The sequence below is a fragment of the Thermobaculum terrenum ATCC BAA-798 genome, assembly GCF_000025005.1.
Taxonomy (GTDB): domain Bacteria; phylum Chloroflexota; class Chloroflexia; order Thermobaculales; family Thermobaculaceae; genus Thermobaculum; species Thermobaculum terrenum.
Genome location: NC_013526.1, coordinates 553,354 through 575,715, shown reverse-complemented (window position 1 = coordinate 575,715; position 22,362 = coordinate 553,354). Strand labels below are relative to the sequence as shown.

At 60.2% G+C, this 22,362-nt stretch carries 18 protein-coding genes; 6 read left to right on the top strand and 12 right to left on the bottom strand.

Annotated features, from left to right (window positions below):
* Positions 1-10: 10 nt before the first annotated feature.
* The 5 genes from cas7b to TTER_RS12205 form a co-directional block, all read right to left on the bottom strand.
* Positions 11-970: a type I-B CRISPR-associated protein Cas7/Csh2 gene (gene cas7b, locus TTER_RS12225; protein WP_012876352.1), complete on the bottom strand. Its 960-nt coding sequence runs from the start codon at positions 968-970 to the stop codon at positions 11-13.
* Between the two features lie 6 nt (positions 971-976).
* Positions 977-2,962 carry a TIGR02556 family CRISPR-associated protein gene (locus TTER_RS12220; protein ID WP_012876351.1) on the bottom strand — a complete coding sequence of 662 codons (1,986 nt, stop codon included), beginning with the start codon at positions 2,960-2,962 and terminating at the stop codon, positions 977-979.
* A gap of 153 nt (positions 2,963-3,115) precedes the next feature.
* Entirely contained in the window at positions 3,116-4,795 is a 1,680-nt protein-coding gene (locus TTER_RS12215; protein WP_012876350.1) for a DEAD/DEAH box helicase, read from the bottom strand.
* A 288-nt stretch (positions 4,796-5,083) separates the two neighbouring features.
* Positions 5,084-6,082, bottom strand: a complete 999-nt coding sequence (gene pdxA, locus TTER_RS12210) for a 4-hydroxythreonine-4-phosphate dehydrogenase PdxA (protein WP_148212060.1) — start codon at positions 6,080-6,082, stop codon at positions 5,084-5,086.
* A gap of 19 nt (positions 6,083-6,101) precedes the next feature.
* A complete protein-coding gene (locus TTER_RS12205; RefSeq protein ID WP_241215289.1) occupies positions 6,102-7,232 on the bottom strand; it encodes a four-carbon acid sugar kinase family protein in 1,131 nt (376 codons plus the stop codon).
* 205 nt (positions 7,233-7,437) lie between these two features.
* Between TTER_RS12205 and TTER_RS12200 the strand changes: the two genes are divergently transcribed.
* The 3 genes from TTER_RS12200 to TTER_RS12190 all read left to right on the top strand — a co-directional run bounded on the left by TTER_RS12200 (position 7,438) and on the right by TTER_RS12190 (position 10,383).
* On the top strand, positions 7,438-7,863 hold the full coding sequence (locus TTER_RS12200) for a hypothetical protein (RefSeq protein ID WP_148212011.1): 426 nt from the start codon (positions 7,438-7,440) through the stop codon (positions 7,861-7,863).
* 864 nt (positions 7,864-8,727) lie between these two features.
* Complete coding sequence (locus TTER_RS12195; RefSeq protein WP_012876345.1) at positions 8,728-9,357, top strand: hypothetical protein; 630 nt, start codon at positions 8,728-8,730, stop codon at positions 9,355-9,357.
* A gap of 9 nt (positions 9,358-9,366) precedes the next feature.
* The gene (locus TTER_RS12190; protein ID WP_012876344.1) at positions 9,367-10,383 is read left to right on the top strand and encodes a zinc-dependent alcohol dehydrogenase family protein; all 1,017 of its coding nucleotides are present in this window, start codon (positions 9,367-9,369) and stop codon (positions 10,381-10,383) included.
* Here the strand turns inward: TTER_RS12190 and TTER_RS12185 are convergent.
* From TTER_RS12185 to TTER_RS12175, 3 genes are all read right to left on the bottom strand, one after another.
* Entirely contained in the window at positions 10,380-10,685 is a 306-nt protein-coding gene (locus TTER_RS12185) for an antibiotic biosynthesis monooxygenase family protein (RefSeq protein ID WP_012876343.1), read from the bottom strand. The two genes, TTER_RS12190 and TTER_RS12185, sit on opposite strands and share 4 nt — an antisense overlap.
* Before the next feature lie 104 nt (positions 10,686-10,789).
* The gene (locus TTER_RS12180; protein ID WP_012876342.1) at positions 10,790-11,731 is read right to left on the bottom strand and encodes a TerC family protein; all 942 of its coding nucleotides are present in this window, start codon (positions 11,729-11,731) and stop codon (positions 10,790-10,792) included.
* A 176-nt stretch (positions 11,732-11,907) separates the two neighbouring features.
* Positions 11,908-12,915, bottom strand: coding sequence for a M15 family metallopeptidase (locus TTER_RS12175; protein WP_241215288.1), 1,008 nt, complete (start codon positions 12,913-12,915; stop codon positions 11,908-11,910).
* A gap of 155 nt (positions 12,916-13,070) precedes the next feature.
* Here TTER_RS12175 and TTER_RS12170 point away from each other — a divergent pair, with 155 nt between their 5' ends.
* The gene (locus TTER_RS12170) at positions 13,071-14,867 is read left to right on the top strand and encodes an adenosylcobalamin-dependent ribonucleoside-diphosphate reductase (protein WP_012876340.1); all 1,797 of its coding nucleotides are present in this window, start codon (positions 13,071-13,073) and stop codon (positions 14,865-14,867) included.
* A 17-nt stretch (positions 14,868-14,884) separates the two neighbouring features.
* Here the strand turns inward: TTER_RS12170 and TTER_RS12165 are convergent, their stop codons facing one another.
* The 3 genes from TTER_RS12165 to TTER_RS15460 form a co-directional block, all read right to left on the bottom strand.
* A complete protein-coding gene (locus tag TTER_RS12165) occupies positions 14,885-15,097 on the bottom strand; it encodes a hypothetical protein (RefSeq protein ID WP_012876339.1) in 213 nt (70 codons plus the stop codon).
* Positions 15,098-15,194: 97 nt separating this feature from the next.
* Positions 15,195-16,556: a hypothetical protein gene (locus TTER_RS12160; RefSeq protein ID WP_012876338.1), complete on the bottom strand. Its 1,362-nt coding sequence runs from the start codon at positions 16,554-16,556 to the stop codon at positions 15,195-15,197.
* A gap of 300 nt (positions 16,557-16,856) precedes the next feature.
* Positions 16,857-17,027, bottom strand: coding sequence for a YHS domain-containing protein (locus TTER_RS15460; RefSeq protein WP_012876337.1), 171 nt, complete (start codon positions 17,025-17,027; stop codon positions 16,857-16,859).
* A 155-nt stretch (positions 17,028-17,182) separates the two neighbouring features.
* On the opposite strand from TTER_RS15460, the gene TTER_RS12155 reads away from it, so the two are divergent.
* Positions 17,183-17,656 carry a hypothetical protein gene (locus TTER_RS12155; RefSeq protein WP_012876336.1) on the top strand — a complete coding sequence of 158 codons (474 nt, stop codon included), beginning with the start codon at positions 17,183-17,185 and terminating at the stop codon, positions 17,654-17,656.
* Between the two features lies 1 nt (position 17,657).
* On the opposite strand, the gene TTER_RS12150 is transcribed toward TTER_RS12155, so the two are convergent.
* Positions 17,658-17,888, bottom strand: coding sequence for a hypothetical protein (locus TTER_RS12150; protein WP_012876335.1), 231 nt, complete (start codon positions 17,886-17,888; stop codon positions 17,658-17,660).
* A 147-nt stretch (positions 17,889-18,035) separates the two neighbouring features.
* On the opposite strand from TTER_RS12150, the gene TTER_RS12145 reads away from it, so the two are divergent.
* Positions 18,036-22,343 (top strand): bifunctional RecB family nuclease/DEAD/DEAH box helicase, encoded by a 4,308-nt coding sequence (locus tag TTER_RS12145; RefSeq protein ID WP_049823067.1) that lies wholly within the window; start codon positions 18,036-18,038, stop codon positions 22,341-22,343.
* Positions 22,344-22,362 lie beyond the last annotated feature (19 nt).

Sequence of the window (22,362 nt, the reverse complement as noted above, 5' to 3'; positions counted from 1 at the left end):
TTCTGTCCCTCTACGAGAGTGTTTGCAGCTTATCCCCGAGCACCCCAGTCAGGCTGTCCAGGCCCCGGAACGTCACATCGGGATGTACGTAGAGCCTGGCCCCTGCCAGACCATCGAGCCTGACGGCTATCCTGTCAGCCACCTTCTCCAGGTTGATAACGTAATCCCTCACATCGCGCAGCGTGTCCAAGGTCTTGCCCTGGACCGGCTCCAGCACCACGTCCTCGCGCAGGTCGCCGACCCTGTAGGGATAGCCCTCACTGTACTCGAGTCGCAGATAGAAGCGAGGTATCTGCCCTATCTTGCTCCTGGAAGTGGCCTCGGTCGGGATCGCCTCCAGCATGGCCCTGTCCAACGCTTCCAGGTCGCTCTCTCGCAGCCCCGTATGCCTGGCTCTGTTGCGGCTGACTATGCCGTGAAAGCCTATGAGCGAGTACAGTACCCGCCAGTCCTTGCCGAACGTGCCGTAATCCCCCTTCCCTTCAGTATCCCTGCCAGCGAAGTGGCTGGATATGGTCGCGGAGTTATTGATCTCCACCCTGTGGAGAGAGTAACCCCAGCTGAACTGCACCGGCCCAGTGAAGGTGATAGAGCTGTTCTCCATGGGCATGGTGGCTCCAAACAGCCGGACGTCCATCAGGCGGTCCAGCAACCAGGATCGGAACTCCCCGCTGTTGCGCGCCTCCTTCGTCGACAGCTTCTGCCCGCTGGTCCGGTTGTACTCCTCCAGCAGCACGCTCATCCGGCTCTTGGCATCCGTGGTGGTGCCGTCCTCGTTCTTGCGAACCCATATATCCTGTCCATCATCGAGCCAGTAGTCTCGCAGGTAACGCTTGAGCCGGACATCGGATACCAAGTTCCTTCCGGTCACGGAGTCCATGCGCGGTCGGTTCTCATCGTCTGGATCACCGTTGGGGTTGGTCAGCTTGGCATCGTACAAGTAGAGGATATCGCTATCTAGTATCGGCATATGTGTTTACTCCCCATTCAATGTAGTTATGGCTTGTGCCCCCTCCCTCGAGCGGGACCGGGCATGCTTCATGGCCTGGAGGGTGGAGTGGCTGTACCCGCTGAGGATGTAGTATACGTTCTCGGCGGGGGTGAGATTCCAACGAGAGGCGTACTCGCTCAACAGGCCCTGTGCCTGAGCGAAGGCTTGCTCGTTCCAGGGGGTGAGCACTTTGTACTGCCTCATCTTGTCGAACAGCTCGACCGCCAGGCGCTGCACGCGCTGCAGGGTCATACCCTCGTAGTTGAGCTTGTTCAGGATAACCTTCTCACCCGAGCCGTTCTCACCCCCCATGGTCGCCTGCTCTCTGGCTATGTCGGCCATGATCGTGCCCAACAGGTAGAGCGCTGTCTGCTGAGGGGTGTACCTCAGGCGCGAGAGGTACTCCCTCTGCTCGTCCAAGAGCATGAGGTCTTGTAGATAACCTTGGTCCATCTCTTCCTCCTTCAACTGGCCCATGCTCCTAAGGAAGGCCAGCAGTACGTTCGTTTGTGCCAGGTATCTCAGTACCGTCCAATCTCGCTCGTCATCCTTGGGGATGCTCACCTGGTAGTTGGGGTTGCCGAACATATAGACCCGCACCAGCTCTAGGAACGCCTCGACCAGCTCCCGCCTCTCCAGCACCCCGCCCTCTATGATCGAGGAGTAGAAATCGAGCACGGATTTGACCAGCAGGTCGGTACCGCTCTTGCGCACCGGCAGCAGCCATCCAAGGTTGCTCAGGGTTAGTCCGTAGCGGAAGCCGTACAGCTCGGGGAACAGCTCCGAGATATCGTCCAAGGCACGCCTGATCTCCTGCAGCCTGTACTCGGGCACATCTTGTATGAGGCGAAGCACCTTGAAGTTTTCCTTGCTCTGCTTATAAAAGAGAAGATTGACCATGTAGCTTCCAAAACTTCTCTCATTGCTTAGGACTAAGTCCACACGATCCTGCAGTCCAAGGTCATAATCTACTTTCCGCTTCAAATCCTGGATAGATATCAGGAGGTTACGGGCATACCTATTTGAGAGCTCATTTGTAAAGACATCCGGAATTACGTACCCGTTGGCGCCTATACTCTGCAACCTGAATCCTAGATATCGCTGTATAAACCTTTCACCTACAAGCAACGACACATAGGCTTCTTTGCCTATAGTTAGATTCGACATAAACCCCTTCTTGGTAGCACCAGATGCGAATCCAGGCTTATCGGTGATGTAATATTTAAATTTAAACTTGGTCATATCCGTGGTTACCTGTCCTCTCTTGCCCGTCAGGTAACATACACCCTCAAGAGGATCCTCGAAAGCATCCTCTATATAGGACCTTTCTAAGTAAGCCTGATAATCAGGGTCATCAACCACTAACTCACCATCTATTGAGAGTGTGAATAGCACAACAGTACTATCGAGGCCAAAAGCCTTTATCACAGCCTGAGCTACTACCTCCGGTAATGCCTTAGCATCCCCATTTTGCTTAGCAAGCTCTCGCAAAGCCTCTAGGTCCGGACCTTCCTTACCCATCCTGTTTAGGTCCCATAGCCTTCTGTACCGGCGGTAGCCACTGTCCATAGGCAGACCCAGCTCATAGGCTTCCCCAATGTCGAGGTAAAAGACGTCTACAAGCTGCTGCAGCTTTTCACGCAGAGGACAGTGATCGGACAACCTGGCTCCCAACAACAGGTTTGGCACTATCTGGGACACTAAGTACTTGAGATCCTTCGTGGTTACTCTGTCCTGGTCGTTCATCCCCGAGGCATTACCTATCCAAAGGTATCTCTGGGGCGTTTCTCGGCCGGCCTCTCTAAGCTCTACCTTAACTTTTCCCGATTCTAGATTGAAGTCGAATATAGCTATGTGTGCCGAGCCCTTTTTGACAGGAGGCACCTCGACAGCCAGCGACTCCAAGAAAGCGCGTGTACCCTGGCCTTCTTTGCGCACGGCTTCCCCTATCTGGTAAATGCTCTCGATCAAAGGACTCTCCTATCCCCAGCCAGGAGCTGGAAGTACTGTGACCTAAGATGTCACCTCGATCTGCACCCTAATATAAGTCCCTTTGGGAATGGTGTCAATATAGATGAATAAATTGTCATCTTGTCGCTTATGTAAAATCGGCGCCGAACAGCTTTAGCTTGAGCGAGGTTCAGGTAGGCCACCCAGCACTACCAGGTGGTGCCTGGCACGCGAGAAAGCCACGTACAGCACCTGCGAGAGCTTCTCCCTATGGATGTGATGGGGCTCGACTACGATCGCCACATCAGCCTCCAACCCCTTGTAGGCGTAGATGTTCCGGATCGCTACGTGCCCTGAGTCCGGTTTACCCCACGTGAGCCGGAGGCCGTGACCTACATCTGTGCCTTCCTTAAAATCGCTGTGCCTGGAGCTGCGAGGTGTGAGCACCACTATCTGGGACGGCGATAGCCCCTGCTCGCGGAGCTCTATGATCTCCCGTCGCAGCGCCGCGAGCTGTGCGGTAGGCTCGCACTCCACAACCTTCGGGGGTAGCCCCTCGGGACCCAGGCAGCTGAGGCTATCGGGATCAGAATGGTACTTGGCCGCGAGGGAGTGGATGGCCTGCGTGTTGCGGCAGTTCTGCCTGAGCATGAGGTGCGGCCTGGGGATGGGGAAGTCAACCTCTGGCACGAACAAGTTCTGGTTGCTGTCGTAGAAGATGTATAGGTGGCCTTCGCCGGGATCCTTCAGCAACCCCAGGAGGGGCCCCCAGCGAAGCACGTGGAAGTCCTGCGCTTCGTCGACCACCACGGCATCGAACTTATCCTCCTGTGTCATATGCCCCAGGGCAGTGTCCAGCAGCTCCGGCAGGGTCTCTCGGTAGAACTCGGTCTTCTGAGCCTCGGACAGCCTTTCGGGATCCGGCACCGACACGCCATGGCGCCTGCAGAGCTCGATGGCCACGCCATCGAACTCGTCCACGTGTAGGTTATCGGGTAAGCCGCCTAACGTCTTCGTGAGGCTCTCGCGTACCCAATCGGCGAGAGCTCTGTTGTGGCAGGTGAAGAGCACCCTGAGCCCCTGGCTCACCAGTCGGTAGGCTTGCTCCATCGCCAGGAAGGTCTTGCCCGAGCCCGCGCATCCCGCAACCGCTAGTCGCCTGTACTCCGACATGGCTAGAAGGATGTTTCGCTGGCCCTGCGTAAGCTCCTCGAACCTCCTGTTCTGCGCCTCGATCAGCGCTAGAAGCCCAAGCGGCGGGGGCTCGGAGGATGCGGATAGCAGCCGCACCAGCGCCGCCCGTGCCTCACCTTCAAGCTTCCTGCTGGGATCCCCTCGGCCGAGCGCCCTGCGCACCCAGGAGCCCAGATCTTCTAAGTCGGTGGAGTCCATCACCTTGTGCCGGGGCAATGGCATCACATCCGCCATATTTGGCAGAAGATAGCAATCGGGGAATGCCACTGCGTACTCGAAGCGATAGGATCCAGCCCATCGAGCCGTGGTGTTGGCTGTTCTCACCCTCTGCATCAGCGAGTACATGTTGGTCTTAGCCTGTTCGAAGGGGCTCTCCTCGAGAAGGTGTTCGTTGCTGTAGTACAGGCCCGTGTCGGGATCGCGCCACACCTGGCCACCCTTCACCTCTAGCACGAGGATCCCGCGCGATGGATCCAGGATCACGAAGTCAGCCTCCCGGTCGCGACTCAGACCCCTACCATCTACCGGCGGATCCTGCCAGCAGACGCTGTGGAACACCATGATCTCGTCCGGCAGCTGTCGCCTGAGTTCCTCGAACAGCAGCCTCTCCGCACCGCTGGTGGTGCTCCGCTTGATCTCCCTGGGGTACATCCGTGCCATGGTCATCACCCACCTATCAAGATATGTGTATTATAAACCTAGCCAGGGCTATCCCGACCCCGTGAGGCTAACACCAGAGAGCACATGCGACCGAGGGCAAGCATCCCATTTACGGGACATCCTCGGGGAGTTGCGAGAGCTTACCCCCTGTCGGGAGGCACATGGATCCCCGCTCGTGGCACATGCTGTGTATACCCAGGTGCACACGCAAGGGATGGGGTTTGCCAGGGAGTTCCACCGGCATCAGCCCCTGAAGACCCTTTGCGTATTTCTCTGCCTGATCGGGACCTAAGCCACGTCCGTCTTCACCGCCTCCCACACCTTGCCCCAAGCGGGTGCGAGGGCCGCGGCCAGCTCTATCGCCTTGACCATGCTCTCCTCGCTGGCCATGCACCTCCCAGCTATGTCGAACGCCGTGCCATGGTCCACCGAGGTGCGCACCACCGGCAGACCGACGGTGATGTTTACCCCCTTGTCGAAGTAGAGACTCTTGAAGGGCACGTGGCCCTGGTCATGGTACATCATCACGACGAAGTCGTACTTCCCTTGGGCGGCCTTTGGGAAGAGTGCGTCGGCGGGCATGGGGCCCTCGACGTCGACTCCTTCCAGCCTGGCGGCCTCGATCGCAGGTCGGATGACCTCCTCGTCCTCACGCCCGAAGAGTCCTCCTTCTCCGGCGTGAGGATTCAGTCCTGCCACGCCGATCGACTTCCGCTCCCTGCCCAGGGTGGTGGCAAAGCTATGCGCCAGCTCGATTGTGCCCTGCACCCTGTCGACGGTCAGCAGCTCGATGGCCTCCCGCAGCGACACGTGCGTCGTCACGTGGAACACGAAGAGCTCGCCGGTGGTGAGCACGAGCGAGTACCGCTGAACGCCGAAGAACTCAGCCAACAGCTCTGTGTGGCCCGGGTAGCTGTACCCGGCCAGGTGCATCGCCGCCTTGTTGAGGGGAGCTGTGACGATGGCATCTGCCCTGCCGTCACGCGCCAGAGCGGCCGCGACCCGCACGCACTCCACCGCCGCCCTCCCGGCCTCGGGCGAGAGCTGTCCGGGCCGCACGGCGGAGACGTCCGTGGCTATCTGGAGTACTTCCAGCGTCCCGTACTCGCAAACAGCCTCATCGGGCTCCCCCACCTGTCGGACCGACCTCACCCCCGGGGCGCACGTGAGCTGGCGCTCCATGGTAGAGGTGTCCCCCACCACGATCGGCCTGCACAGGTCGTACAGCTCGCGGCGCGACAGCGCCTTCGCTATCACTTCGGGACCTATACCCGCCGGATCTCCCATAGTTATCGCTAGCAAAGGTCTATCTCTCACCAATCATCTCCTCCACTTTGATCACTCCCCACCACAGTGCCTCCTCTCGACCAAAACTGCCAGCCTTAGTCACCACCGGCAGGCCGTCGTAATCCCCGCCGACCAGGCGTCCACAGGGCAAGCCTGGCACGACCTCGCCCAGCAGCGCTACTCCTGAGGCCCCGATGGCCTCTAGGACGGCCCTCGCCGAGTCGCCGCCGGTGACCACCATCCCAGATACCCGGCGCGAGCGCAGTACCTGCGCGGCCCGCTTCGCCAGCTCTCCAACATGATCCCCCTCCGTGCCCTCATCCGGGGTGAGGAGGACGATCACCCTGCTGGAGTCGTCGGGCTCCTCATCATTCCCAGTGTGCACCAGCGCGCAGGACTCCTTCTCCAGAAGCAGCCGCACCTGCGCCCGGGCGGTAGGGTGCAGCGAGCCCACTACCACAAGCACTTGAGGCGGCGGCAGCGCCCGGGCCCAATGAGGAGCGAGTACTGAGATCAGCCCCGCGGAGCCGGCAAGCAGGCAGCTGCGGCCCAGGGCCCGTGCTCCGTCGGCTACAGCCGCGAGGTCCTCGCCGGAGCAGGCATCGGCCACGACGATCCTAGCGCCCGATCGCCTCAACGCCTCCAGCTCTTGGACGATCACCTCACGGCCACTGCGCACGCTCCGCAGCCCTAGCAGCCCCACCGGCAGCGAAGTCTGCGCCCCGAGGATCTCCGGGACGTAGCTGGAAGCTCCCACCTCGCGTCCCAGGGAAGTAGCAGTCACGGGCGTATCGTTCACCAGGAGATGGCTTTCGACCACAGTCCTGCCCTGCTCAGGGAAGGCCGGGCAGAGCAGGACGAGCTCCGCGCCGGCCGCCCGCATGGCGGCCTCGAGCTCGGCGCCTACGTTCCCCCTCAGGACCGAGTCCACCTTCTTGTACACCTCAACGGCCCCCATCCGCAGGCAGTGCTCCACAACCCCGGCAACGATCTCGCTCGCCATAGCCGGGGGAAGGTGGCGGGTGTCGGTGTCGAACGCCTCGACGTCGTACCAAGCTGAGGCATCTCCGCCTATGCTCACCCGCGCCCGCAGGCCGCTTGGCAGGCATCTAGCCGCACTGTCGGCGGCACCGGTCAGGTCGTCAGCCACGATCGCGTACCACAAGGGAAGGCTCCTTCAGCCCTGGCAGCTAATATTCTTGAGCCTATTATGCGGGTTTCATCCGCGCGGTCAACCCCGTGACCAAACAGCTACCTACAACGTTATGGAAAGCAAGTGGTGATATCACCACAAGGAGAGGTCCCGTGGAAGGCCAAGACCTTGGCGACAATCAGCAGCAACTCATCTGGGTGCGATGCGGGTCACCGTTTGCGGACGTAGCATCGAGGGCTCCCTCAGGATGCAGGGCTTCGAGTTCTCCGCCGATGCAGCTATGAACTTGGTGGTTGACGAACCTCGCTGCTACGCCCTCGACGTGGTGGAGAGGGTGCTGACAAAGAGACCCTACGTGGTCGTGGTAACGGGCAATCCCTGCCCCGAACATGCTGAGGATCTATGGGATCTCGGCTCCCATGCGCTGCTGGTCGAGGTGATGCCACAGGAGCAGCGGCTGGGAGAGATGCTGCGCCAGGTAGTGATTGGCGTCTACGGGGGAATGAGATACCTTCATATATCCACTGCCCGCACGCATCTGAGCCGCAAGCATCAGCAGATACTGCGACACGTGGCGATGGGGCAAGGCAACGGCCCAGCGCGAGTCCACACCTCCACTGCGAACTGAGTACGTGCGTACTCTGGATTGAGCACCTATGTAACTGGTGTGCTCTCAGCTGAAGTTTACGATTAGGTACGGGCAAGATGTAGATGCGCAAATCGGAGGAGCATCATGATCTGCCCCGTGCGCTTTGCGCTCATTCGCCCGGGCTTTATCTGGCCGCGGTGGCACTCACCCTCTTTCCAAGTGGTGCCTCAGCCTATCGCGGAGACCGCACAATTGGAGGAGGCTCTCGCTGGTACAGAGGTGGATATCGCTTGCAAGGAAACTATGGTGGGAGAGCGATAATAGAGCAGGACGATCCTACAACGCTCTGCATAATCTCTGACAAGCCCAGCTCTACCAGTGCTTGGATAATGGTCTGGAATAACCAGCCGGCACCAGACTGTAAGTGGATCCAGGCGGGTTGCGTCGTGTTCGATCATACACTGAACGATGCCTACCCCACCAAGGTGTTCGCGGGGTGGATCGGCCAGGATGGAGCCCATGGCATTGACGCTATCTTGGACGCGCCTACTGTCACCTGGCTCGATTTCCGCGTGTACTGGAATCGTTCCCTCACCGACTGCGTCTGCTATACGACGGACTTCATCAACCCGCAGGGATACAGGACATGGATCAGTACTGTAGACCGCATGCGGTTCGATAAGCCAAGGATAGACGCTTTTACGGAGACGAACTACACCTATAACCGTATGCGTGGCGGGTCGCTCGACCCGCCGATGTTCAGCGGGACCTGGCGATCGACCACCGAGATCTGCGCGCGATGGGGACTTCAGCCACTACGTCCCGAACAGCAGGTGTGGAGGGCACCTTTCAAAGCGAGTACTGGACCTTCGACGACAGGCAGTAGGCAAGGAGGAGTACACGGTGCGCAGGTTAAGCAGGTTGCTGGCAGGAACAGTTGCCCTGGCCGTCTCGATGGCCCTGGTGCTTGTGGCTTATGCGGTGCTGGCTGGAGCCGGGAACGAGAGCGTGGGCTCACCCAGCCGCTCCCAAGAGGAGTGGGCTGATGACAGGAAGGGCAGCGGGCTGAGTGCCAGCATCACTCCCACCTCCATCACAGAGCCCGTCCTGTTTGAGGACATAGACCTCCTGCTCTCCCCAGCACTCAACCCACCCAAGATAGGCAGGGAGGAGGCCATCCAAATGGCTAGCGGGAACAGGCCGGGAGGTGCGCTGCACAGCGAGCCCAGGGCGCTGCATGGGCTAGCCACACTTACCCTTGAGCCCTATCCCGACGGGCCAGAATCTATCCACAACGCTCCTGTCTGGATGGTTATCTGGGACAGGGCAGATGGGATAATTATAGAAACTGTGGCGGATCAGCCTGTGCAAACTATACCATCGAGGGTGTACGTCCTGGTGGATGCCGATACAGGTGAGCCCTTGGCCGAGTTCCAGCGGAGCATTCAACTGCAGGGCACCCCAGCTCTGGTCTTAGCACTTGCGGGTGCTGATGCCAACCCCTACACTGGAAGGGATACTAACCGTGGATAGGGGGTGCATATGCGAGCGTATGAGCTTAGAGACCTGCAAGCTGGGACGCCGACGCTCGTCGAGCGGCCCACGCCCTCTCCCGCACCGGGGCAGGTGCTGGTAAGGATGCATGCCACGAGCCTCAACTACCGCGACCTGCTTATAGCCCGCGGGAGCTACAGAAGGGGATCGCCACGCCTGCCGTTGGTACCGCTGTCCGATGGCGCCGGCGAAGTGGTGCAGGTAGGAGAGGGAGTGACTCGCTTTCGGACGGGGGACAGGGTGGCAAGTGCCTTCTTCCAGAGATGGGTGGATGGTCCTCCGGATGAGTCCAAGACCTCATCGGCGCTGGGGGGAGACCTGGACGGTGTGCTGGCGGAGTACGTAGTGCTTGAGGAGACGGGAGCGGTCCACATCCCGGACTTCCTATCGTTTGAGGAGGCGGCGACGCTGCCCTGTGCCGGCGTCACGGCCTGGGTCAGCCTGATGGCGCTGGGTAAGCTTCAGCCCGGACAGACGGTACTCGTGCTGGGAACCGGCGGGGTGAGCATCTTCGCGCTCCAGATCGCCAAACATGCAGGAGCCAAGGTCATAGTGACCTCCAGCAGCGACGAGAAACTCGCGCGGGCTCGTCAGCTGGGCGCCGATGCCGGGATCAACTACCGAGAGCAGCCCAACTGGGATGATGAGGTTCTCAAGCTCACCGACGGCCTGGGCGTTGACCACGTGGTGGAGGTGGGCGGGGCCCAAACGCTGCCTAAGTCGCTCAGGGCCACGCGTGAAGGAGGCCACGTCACGCTCGTGGGGTTGCTGAGCGGTGCTCCCGGGGACCTGGAAGCTGCGAAGGGGAACGACAAGGGCATCCGGGTGGACTCCGTTTACGTCGGCAGCTTGCGGGACTTCGAGGAGATGAACAAGGCGATCGAACGCTGGCAGCTGTGCCCCGTGATCGACCGCGTCTTCCCCTTTGAAGAGGCTCCGGAGGCTTACCGGTACCTCGAGAGCGGCAGGCACTTCGGCAAGGTCGTGATCAGGCTGTTGGGCTAGGTTCTGCCTGTGTCAGTGTACACCACCTCACCGTCGTGCCATATGGGGTCCGACTCCAGCACGGATCTCAGCATCTGGTACTCCTCGTCCTGCTCGGGGCTGTCGGCATTGCGTATATAGGACTCTCTATCCGTAAATAGGGCCACCAACCAGTACTCATTGGGATCAGCATCGGAGCGCAGGACACAGGACATCAGGTGTCCCGGTATGTCTCTGTGCCTCATCCTCTGACCTTCCATAAGCGCCTCCAGCGTCCCCTCCATGCCCGCTCGCACCCGCAGCTGGGCTATAGTGCCGTACATCTGTCTCCTCCTCGGTTGTACGCCCGACCCTCACAGCATACACCCTGGCCGCACCGCTAGGGTGGACCAGGGGTATAGGGAGGGTTGAGAAAAAGTAGGGGTGATTAGCTGTGTTCGTACACGTGCTCGGAAGGTTCCTTCCGTGTGGCGCGCAGGGAGGCCACCACCGATACCCCCACCAGGACGGATATCACCGCCAGAGAGATCCAGATAGGCACCTTATAGATATCGCTCAGGAGCATCTTAGCGCCGACGAACACCAGGATGCCCGCCAGGCCGTACTTCAGGTACACGAACCGATGCATCATCCCCGCGAGGAGGAAGTAGAGTGCCCTCAGACCCAGGATAGCGAAGGCGTTGGAGGTGAACACCAGGAATGGCTCGCGAGTGACCGCGAAGATCGCCGGTATGGAATCGATCGCGAAGATGACATCTGTGGTCTCCACTACTATCAGGACCGCCAGCAGCGGCGTGGCCCACAACCTGCCGCCCTCGCGGATGAAGAACCTCTGACTCCTGTACTCCGGCAGCATAGGTATGAGGCGCCTGACCAGCCTTAGGATAGGGTTCTGCTCGGGGTGTACCTCCTCATGCCTTCTGGTAGCCATCCTCACACCCGTGACCACCAGCAGTGCGCCGAACACATAGATTATCCAGTGGAAAGCCTCCAGCAGGGCGGCTCCCGCGGCGATGAACGCAGCGCGCATGAGGATGGCACCCACCACTCCCCAGAACAGCACCCTATGCTGGTAGGCAGCCGGCACCGCAAAGTAGGAGAATATCAGCGCGAACACGAAGACGTTGTCCACCGACAAGCTCTTTTCGATGAGGTAGCCTGCCAGGTACTCTCCCGCGGCAGTGGGGCCAAACCACACCCAGATGAGCCCTCCGAAGGCCAGCCCCATCGCCACCCAGATCGCGCTCCATGTCGCAGCCTCCCGCATGGAGACTACGTGCGCCTCCCGGTGGAACACAAAGAGGTCGAGTAAGAGGAAGAAAGCTATGACGCCCAGAAATACGGTCCAGATCCAAAGGTCAACAGACATAACAAAACCTCCAGCTAGTTTCTAGCTGAAGGTCTCTCTTGGCTCATCCAGCCGGCGACACCGGGCCTTGTGGCCGTACTGACGATGGCGCCTGACTAAGATACTCCCCCTCAGTCGATCAAAGTCTACCATTTCAATGGAAAAATGTCAATCCTTGAGCACTCTGGCCCCTGGTCTCACCTACCGGTCGCTGAGAAGTGCTGGTAATCTTTGGGATCCGACCAATAGCCGCCCCATCGCCAACCTATACGCTCGAAGGCCCTCACGACGACGTCCCCCGGCTTGATCATCCCAGGAAGGTCCTGAGTGCGATCCAGGTAGCGCTGGCCAGCAGGGGGCAACACCACACCACTAGCTGTGACGTAAGGATTCTGCACAGGGTTGATGTCTATCGCCCAGCCATAGGAGTGCTCCGACCACACACCGGGACGCCCCGTCACAGCACGACAGTTGAAGGCCGAGGTGTTGTTGGCGGCCATGGACCTGTCGTCGTCCCCGCCGTAGACGTCCACCAGCTGCATCCTCTCGATGGGATACCTAGCATCGTACAGCTCGTGCATCACCTGCACTATCGCATAGGTGTACCTCTCGTGGATCACTAGCTCCCCCATATGGGGTCTGCCGTCGAAGCCCCAGTACCGGACGGTGACCAGCCTGAGATCCTCAAGAGGCACTGGGCATCCAGGCCTCCAGGAGTAGCGCATACGATTGCGAGTGGCAGCATCTATACGACCTACATAACCTACAAAGTCGTCCTGCGGAGGCGCAGGAGTGGGCGTCGGGGTTGGAGGGAGAGGAGTTGGGGTAGGAGTTGGCGGTACGCGCGTCGGGGTGGGCGTGGGCAGGGCTGTTGGAGTGGGGTGAGGCGTTGGCGTGGGAGGCACCTTGGGCATCCTGCTCTCCCTGTGCCTCGCGCGGGCCCGTGCGTAGGCCCTGTTGGCCGAACTCCTGTATACTTGGCTCACCTCCCGTCCCACACTCACACTACGACCCTTGGCGGTGGGGGTTGGCGGGATGGGAGTGGGCGTCGGGCGCACCACCGTGCTGGTCGGCACGGCGGAGGCTGCCTTGACAGGCGTGGGCGTAGCGGTATGGGCGGCGGAAGACGGCCGGGACACGTCCTCGGCCAGTACCCAGTAGCCAACCGCGCTCACCAGCACCAGCGCCGCAGCTGCCAAGATCACCCTTGCCAAGTAACCCATCCAGGGTCTCGATCTTCCCTGCTTGCTGTGGTAACCTCTCATACCAAGCAATATAGCCTCTCAATGTCCACGTTGCCAGCAATATGTCACAAACCTCACAGATTATGTTAAACTCTGAGGATCGGAGGAGAGGAGACATGGAAGAGCCTAAGCTTTCCACCAACGCGCTGATCGTGCTGGAGGAGAGGTACCTTCGGCGCAACGCCAAACTGGAGATCATAGAGACACCGGCCGAGATGTTTTGGCGTGTGGCGAGGGCAGTCGCGGACGCCGATGCGCTCTACGGTCCGCGATCACAGGTAGCCGCCACTGCCGAGAGGTTCTACCAGGCGATGGCGCACCTGGAGTTCCTACCCAACAGCCCTACTCTCATGAACGCTGGCACGCCTTCCTCCCAGTGTATGGCCTGCTTCGTGTTGCCTGTAGAGGACTCGCTGGAGGGAATCTTCGACACGCTCAAGCTCGCGGCGCTGATCCAGCAGACCGGAGGAGGCACGGGCTTCTCCTTCTCGCGCCTGCGGCCACGCGGGGATGTGGTCCACTCCACCGGGGGTATTTCCTCCGGTGCCGTGTCCTTCATGATGCTCTACAACGCCATGACGGAGACGATCAAGCAGGGGAGCAAGCGCAGAGGCGCCAACATGGGGATCCTGCGCGTAGACCATCCCGACGTCAGGGAGTTCGTGACGAGCAAGCGAGACAGGCGAGCCCTCAACAACTTCAACATCTCGGTCGGCGTCACCGATGAGTTCATGCGCGCCATCGAGAAGGGCGAGAAGTATCCGCTAGTCAACCCGCGCGATCGCTCGGTGTGGGAGCATGAGGACGCCAGGAGGATATGGGAGCTCATAATCCAGGAGGCGTGGGACAGCGGCGAGCCCGGGCTGGTGGCGCTGGACACGATCAACAGGCAGAACCCCACCAAGCACCTGGGAGAGATCGAGGCGACCAACCCCTGCGCTGAGGAGCCGCTCCACCCCTACGAGGCCTGCTGTCTGGGCTCGATCAACCTCAACGCGGTAGTGACGGGCCCTCCGGAGCAACGACAACTGGACTGGCACAAACTAGGGGAGCTGGTGGATCTCGGAGTGCACTTCCTGGACAACGTCATAGATATCAACCATTACCCCGATCCCAGGATCGAGGACATATGTCGCCGCAACCGCAGGATAGGGCTGGGAGTAATGGGCTGGGCGGATCTGCTCTTCCAGTTGGGCGTGCCCTACGACTCAGAGGAGGCCCTATCGTTGGCCGAAGAGCTGATGGGCTTCGTGGAGGATAGAGCGGTAGAGGCTTCGGTCAAGCTTGCTGAGAGGCGCGGGGTCTTTCCCAACTACCCAGGAAGCGACTACGATCGGCGGGGTGGACCAAGGATGCGTAACGCCACTACCCGTACCATAGCGCCGACCGGCACGATCGGCATCATCGCCAACTGCTCTGCAGGCATAGAGCCCCTCTTCGCGCTCACCTACACGCGCCGCGCCCTGGGAGGCAGGGAGCTCAAGCAGGAGATACACCCCGTCTTTCTCGAGGAGGCCCGCAGGCGAGGTGTGCTAGACGACCACCTCAGGGAGCACGTGGTAGCCACCGGCAGGGTGAGAAATCTACCGACCCTGCCAGAGGACCTGCGGCGAGTGTTTGCCACGGCGCTAGAGATATCCCCGGAGTGGCACGTGCGGATGCAGGCCACCTTCCAAAGGCACGTTGACAACGGCGTGAGCAAGACGATCAACCTGCCACAAGAGGCGACGCCCGAGGACGTGGAGTCTGCCTACAGGCTGGCGTACGAGCTGGGGTGCAAGGGGATCACCGTCTATCGTTACGGTAGTCGCCCCGAGCAGGTGCTTAGCCTAGAAGGGTATTGCCTGACCTGCGCACGGGAAGACGGTCTCCCAACGGAGGAGCCCGTGGTGGAGCTGCCATTGCATAGTTAGCAGCAATGCAGGATGGCTTAGTCCTGGCTCATCAGCGCGCGCATAACGCTCTCCACCTGTGGCCCCCGGATCTCCGCCAGCGCCCGCACACCATCGGGTGTCGCAAGCATCGCCTTAAGCTTCCGCTTGCAGCCGCAGCGGGCGCACCAGCACAGCTTGCCGCCAGTCAGGCGCAACATCTCCAGGTGATCCACATGGTAGCCTCCACAGTTGGAGCACAACTTCTCCATAATCCCTCCGTGCTCTTAGGAGCGTTCACCTTATAAGGACACCCCAAAACGCTCAGCGTTACAGCCAAGGCAGCCAATCCGAGGCAAGCTCGTAGCGCTAGTCCAGGAGGGTTCGCATGACCTTGTCGGCCGTACGTGAGGTCGTTCCCGAGGACACCACTAGATACAAGTGCTTGCCCTGTCTCGCTACGCGCACGTCGCTGTCAGCGCCGTCCAGATAGAACACCCCGTTGCGGGTGACGGGATCCCGCCCAAACACATCGTCGTTGAGCGCTATCTGCTGCTGCCTGAGCGCCTGCTCAGCTTCGCGGGCGTCCTTCGTGGTGTCCCAAACTGACTCCCACACCAACACCTTGCCCTCACCGTACCGGTATATCCGATAGCGGTCGCCGTCCCATCCGCTCGCCGCCTTCCTCGCCACATCACTCCCTTGAGGGAGGAACATCGCCAGCACCTGGAGCTCCCCTAGAGTGTTCTCGGCAACCATCTGCCACATAGGACCAAGAGCGCCGTCCATGCGGGGCAGCTTGATCGAGGTCGGATGGTCGCGCCTGAGGTACTTCCCAGGATGCAGCACTTGCTCGGTGGACTCCGGAGGATCGCCGTACGCACGGTTCACTGCTCCCCACCCACCCTTCCTGTACAGCTGCCCCACCCAAGATGCTCCCTGCAGGTAGGGGAAGAGGGTCTTGAGGGTCAGCACAGCTGGACCGGTAGAGATGCTGGTGAACGTGGTACCGTCCTGACGGGCGATGGCCTGCGCCCGGGACTCATCGATCTTGGTATCGCCCATGTACAGCATCTCGGAGAGGGTGGCATCGCCCTCCACAAGCGCTCGGAGGGCCAGCTCGGCGTCCTCGTTGTCGCGGGCTCGCTCATACATGGACTGGATACGGAAGTGCTGATCCTGCAGGGCGTGTGTGAGCTCGTGGGCCAAGGTCACCTTGTTGGCCGGATCTAGATCGTTGGGTCGTCCGATAATGAACATACGCTTGCTGTCGAGCTCATAGAAACCTAGAATGGAGTTGCTGGGGTCATCTTCCAACACACGGTTGATATTAAATGAAGGGGATGCCAGGCCGAACATGATGAGGGTGTCTTCCTGAGCCTGCCGCTGGGCCTGTGGCCACTCTCTATCGAGCATATGGCTGTAGTAAACCCTGAAATCGGCAGGGGTGAGGAAGCGAGGGACGATGCGGCGCTCAAAGCGCAGCCCTCGCACCCGCTCTACATCCGCCATCAACGCGTTTACCTGCTTCTGCAGCGACGGTCTTATGGGCACTCCTTGAGGTACGCGTACCTTGCTGACCGGTGTGGCTGTGGGATCGGGCAACACGCGAGCGATCTCTGTGCCCCTGACAGGCGGCAGCTTAGCAAAGGGCAGCGCACGGTTGGTGTCGTGCATCCAGGCGGCGTAAAGAGCCACAGCCATCATGAGCGTCAGCAGCATCCAGCGCAAGGGGCTTCCTTCCTGTTCTATCTTAGGATTACCCTTCTATCTTATTTGCTGGCCATGAACAACCAATGAGAGCCAAGCCAGGAACCGATGAAAGTTCTGTCATGCTACACCACAAATCAGGAGGAAATCTCAGGTTGGGGTGGCAAGCGGGCGCTCGATATGCGCGGTGCGTACGCTCAATACGGGGCTTCGGCCTGCATTCGGGGCTTTACATTACTGCCTATAGGGCAGAAAGGCGTGGAAGTCCACAGGTAAGCAGGGGGCCCGCGCACACCCAAAACGTGCGTGGCGCCCCAGCATCTAGATACCGGATTGCTCAGCAGCGTAGGCCTCGGGGTTCTGATCGAACGTCTGCTTGCACCCGGGCGAGCAGAAGTAGTAGGTCTGGCCGCCATATTCGCTGGTGAGGCCAGAAGCCTCTGCCTGCTCCTCATCGATCTGCATGCCACAGACCACGTCAGTCGCAGCCATCTCACGCCTCCTATTGGCTGTACAACAAGCGACGCTCCCCACATCGCAAGAAGGATACCACTTATAGGTATTATCCCTGCCATTGCCACCTCTTTGGGGCTTGGTATGCTTGTTGCTCAATGGTCATCGAGAAATCCATATGGGGAGGTGATCGCATGGCCCAAGATATCCCAGGGGTAGCGGTGAGGGCATTTGAGAGCCAGCAGTTGGCGCTGGACGCCGTGCGCGCCCTCAGCGATGGAGGCTTCAGCACCGAACAGATCAGCATAGTGGTGCCCAACCCAGCAGACCCGGAGCAGATACCCTCCGAGGAGGAGATGGAGGTAGGCCGCATGGGCTCGCTTGAGGTGGTGACCGATGAGAACGTCCCGTTTGGAGAGGGGATCAGCGTGGGCAGCACCGGCATCCTAGTGCCAAACCTAGGCGCCGTTGTGGGTGGCCCGCTGGCAGTGGCCTATGCACACCAGCCGGACGCGGCCATAGACGAGTTGCTAGAGGATCTGGGCGCCACAGATGAGGAGATAGACGAGGTTGAGGGCGCGATCGCCCAAGGGCTGACGGTGGTGGTTGTGGCCGCCGGCTCCTCTCGAGATGAGGCTCAGGGGATACTCAATAAGGTGGGTGCCTAACCTAATTGACTATATCCTGGTCGTCCCTCAGCTCGCGCCTGCGAAGTGCTAGGTAGCGAAGCTGGTTGCGGGTGTCGGAGATCAGCAGATAGCGGCGGATGCTCGACAGCTCCTCCTCTAGCCTCAGCAGCATCTGCTCGTACTGTGCGCACCGAGGGCACCCCTGAGAGGCTTCCAAACCCTCGTCGTGCAGCAGATGGTGCCAGATCGGTGGGTCGTCGGAGTGTTCCATGATGCTCTCCTTGCTTGCCCTTACATAATACAACAATTAGCGCTAGATAGGTTAATATTTGGTTAGATCTTGGCGAGCTATTTGACGGCACCTGAGCTTTGGTGTAAGTTTCTTACATCCAGATGTTTAGCCGCTCCGGTGAGCGACATGGAGAGGAAGGAGACTGTGGTGCAGGCAAGTGCCGATAGGCGGGATGCCTATCCAGGGGAGCGGAGGATCACGCCCACCAGCTTGGCGGAATTCGTGCGCGTGGGACAGTGCGAGCGCTTCCTGAGGTTGCGCTTACACGACCAGGGCAACACCGACGATTTCCTGCATAGATGCGGCCTGTCACCTCACAAGGTGCCGCCGATGCTCACCTCCGCCGGCAACGTCTTTGAGCAGGAGATAATCGGCAAGATCGGGGAGCACTACCGATTAGAATCCTTTGCAACCTTCCAAGGGGATGCCGATCACAGCGCCCACATCATCAAGTGCATCCAGGAGCTTGAGCCCGGCGAAGTGTGCGTGCTCTACCAGCCGGGGATGACCTTTGCCCAGAGCGACAGGGGATGGCAGATCCCTGGTAGGCCAGACCTGCTGCGGCTGGAGCGCGACTACGGGGGAGGCTTACACCTCCTGATAGCCGATATCAAGTACTCGGCGGTCGTGACCATAGACCATCGGCTGCAGCTGGCCTGCTACGAACGGATGGTCCGGCAGCTGTTAGATAGCGCAGGTATCGAGGCAAAATCTCTGCGCATGGGCATCATCTATAGATGCTCGGAGCCGGACGATTCGCTGGATGAGGAGGCGAAGAGACAACTTGAAAAGGAGAGAGAGCAGGCACTCCAGCTCTTTGGGCTCGAGGGTGCCTGCCTACAGATCGTGGAAGACCCCGACGTCTTCGCGCAGATGCTGGACAGCCTCCTGCTCGGGGAGGACTCCAGAGCCGAGAGGGTGCTGGCCTCTCGCTTTGAGGACGTCTTCTTCCACCTGAATGCCGGTTGTGATGCCTGCGTCTACTCCCGCTTCTGCCTCAAATGGGCCTACGAGCATGATGATCTCTCCATGATCCCCTTCATTTCCACCACTGAGAAGTCAGCCCTGCTGGATGCAGGGCTGACGAAGGTCCAGCAGGTAGCGAATCTCAAGAGGATCGTAAACGGTCGACTGCAGACGCCCACAGAGCAGAGGGAGCTAGTACGCAGCCTGCGGAGGTCCTGGGCACTCGCCTCCAGGCTCGACGAGCTCATATACCGCGCCAAGCGATATGTGCGTCACAGGTACAAGCAGGGAGAGAGCGTGCGGTCCGACATCCCCGACAACGGGTACTCGTCCCTGCCGATCTGCTCCCCGGAGATGCATCCCAACCTGGTGATGATCTACATCGATTCCCAGTACGACTACCTCCAGGACTGTATATACATGCTGGGGGCACGCATCGTCGCCCACAAGGGCGGCGTGAAGCACAGGTCGGGCAACGTCGTGCGCATCACCTCGGGGCCACCAGACCCCAGCAGCGAGCGGGAGCTCTTCCTGGATTGGGTGAAGAACCTCCTGGTGGCGTTGGATCAACTGGCCGTGCGTAACGAGAACGGCGAGGCGCCCATACACCTGGTGTTCTATGACCGTGATGATCAGCAGCACCTGCTGGAGAGTCTTGGGCGTCACTTGGACGCCATCTTTGGAGCTACCAACTTACATGACTTCATCACCCAGGTGGCAGCGTTCGATTCGCCCATGGTCACGTTCCTGAGCGAGGAGATCAGGCGCTTCAAGAACCTACCATTCCATTGCCAAAGCCTCTACATGGTGGCCAGCGATCTGTGGGTCAACGGCAAGCGCTTCCAATGGGACGGGAACCCGAATTTCAAGGAGATCTTCAAGGTGGGCATCTTCGACTGCTGGGGAAAGCTCTCAGACCAGGAAGACTCCTCCTGGTACATGTCACGCCCACGCTTCGGCAGCGACATCCCCCTAGAGTACGCCTACGCCGCCTGGGGAAGGCTGGATCCCCCGGAGTACTTCCAGGGCAGAGGAGATCCTTACGCAGGGTACAGAAGGGGCATCACGCTGGATCTGTTGCGGGCGTTCGAGGTCAAGCGCCTGGAGGCTATAGAGCACATCGCCTCCTCGCTGGAGCCCAACAAGTACACCACTAAGAAAGGCTTCCGGCTGCCCGACCTGCGGGACGTGGAGTCGGCCCGCACCCTGGCGGATGCGCTGGAGGAGTTCCTTACCATGGAGCGCATGGTGGAGCTATCCACATGGAAGGAGAACGTGCAGAGGCGGCCTGAGGATCGGGTGCTTGCAGGCGTCTCGCTGATCGTGCGCTACGAGGAGCGCCTGCAGCCACCCGAGATGCTCGCGGAGCAACAGGATCTGTTGGCCAAGGGTAAGAGCCCATCTCGCTACCGACTGATAGTTGACGCCTCGGGCACCGACCTCAGCGTGGACGAGATCCTGGCGCTGGTCGACCTGGGGGAGGACTCCAAGGTCATAATCTCCCCGAGATGGACACGCGACACGCGCCCCGATGCCACCAATAAGGAGCCTTTCGCCCCGACCTTCAGGCAGATCCTGTACGGCCTAAGAGCCAAGATCGACCACATCGAGGCGGAGGGAGACGAACAGGGACAGGTGCGCGAGGCTTACGTCGACGTGACGGTGAGGAATGAGCACGGTGTCAATCCTCTTAACATCAAGCACTACGTGTTCGGCACCAATGACAAATCTGATATGGCTGCCCCCCTGCAGGACGGTCAGCAGTACGTGCTCGATCAAGATCCCAATGATTGGTATGGCCTGTACTGCGCGCTCGTCGTGCGAGGGCTGCGCGAGAGCAGGAACGCTCTGTATGAGCGGCTGGTGTCCCCAGGCGCGCAGAGGGTATGCTGGCCACAAGAGGCTGCCCAGGCGCAGGCGCTCTTCCTTCAGGGACTGGAATGGCTGGCGAGCATCGGATACCTGGGCGAGATGGAACCCTCCAAGCGGGAATACGTAGGGCAGCTCGGGGAAGCCTCCCTGCTGCTCGTACAGGGACCTCCGGGCACCGGCAAGAGCACCACTACTGCGTACGCCGTGTTGGCGCGCATCCAAGGAGCCATGGCAGCGGACATGCGCCTCAGGGTGCTCCTATCCTGCAAGACGCACGCCGCCACCGACGTGCTCCTTGGCAAGGTGGCGGAGGTGCTCGAACAGCTGGAAAGCATCAGGTCACAGCTGCCTGCCGCCGAGAGGGACCGCTTCTTCAAGTACTTTGACAAGCGGCTGTGGGCCCTCCCGCTGATGCGGGTGACCACTAGAGAAGATAGTTCCTCCCTCCAGCACCCCCGCATCAAGCTCTACACGAGCAACAAGGCTTGCCGGAACGCTGCCCGGGAGCTAGAAGCCCTTAGTTGGGCTGTACTCGGCGCCACCCCAGCGTCCATCAGGCGCATGATATATGAGCATTGGAGATGCAAGCTGGACAACCCCGCTTGCCTCTTTGGTCACGACCTCATAGAGTGCCTGGTGCTGGACGAGGCATCGCAGATGAACATTCCAGAGGCGATTATGGCGGCCCTTCCCCTGAAGCTGGACGGCCAACTGATCGTGGTGGGCGATCATCGCCAGATGCCTCCCATAGTCCAGCACGACTGGGAGAGCGAGCTCCGCCGCACGTTCCAGCAGTTCAAGACCTACCGCTCCCTGTTCCAAACGCTCGCAGAGATGCAGCCCAGGCCGAAGATGATCAAGTTCGAACGCAGCTATCGCCTCCACAAGGACATCGCCCGGTTCCTCTCCGACCAGATCTACAAGCGGTACGACGACCTCAACTTCTACTCTCAGCGCCAGGACGTCCTCCCAGCACTGGATGTGGACGATCCCTTCGTGCAAGCGGTGCTCTCACCTGAGCACCCGCTGACCGTCGTGTTACATGACGAGAGCCAGAGCCAGACGCGCAACGAGTTCGAGTGCCAGCTGCTGGAACCCGTACTGCGGGTCCTCGCATCCCCACCGCTGGAGCTCGACGTGGACACTGGCCTGGGCGTGGTCGTGCCGCATAGGATGCAGAGGATGGATCTCAGAGAGCACGTGCCCTACATAGTGCGTCGGGATCCGGAGACCAGGCAGATCGTCAAATCTGCGGTCGACACGGTCGAGCGCTTCCAGGGCGATGAGCGAGACGTCATCATCGTCAGCGCCACCGAGAGCGATCCCGCCTACCTGCTGCAGCGCAGCGACTTCATCCTGGACGCACGCAGGCTCAACGTCGCCCTCAGCCGGGCGCGCAAGAAGCTCATCCTGCTGGCATCCCGTTCGGTGTTCGATCTGCTACCTCCCGAGGAGGAGCTGTTCGAGCAATCGCTGCTATGGAAGGCGCTCCTGCGCCCGAGCTACACGCGGCTCATATGGGCTGGAGAGCGTCATGGGCATACCGTAGAGGTCTACGGCAGCGTCCCCCCTAGCGGCGAGTGCACCCACCCATAGAGCAGCACGCCTAGCACTC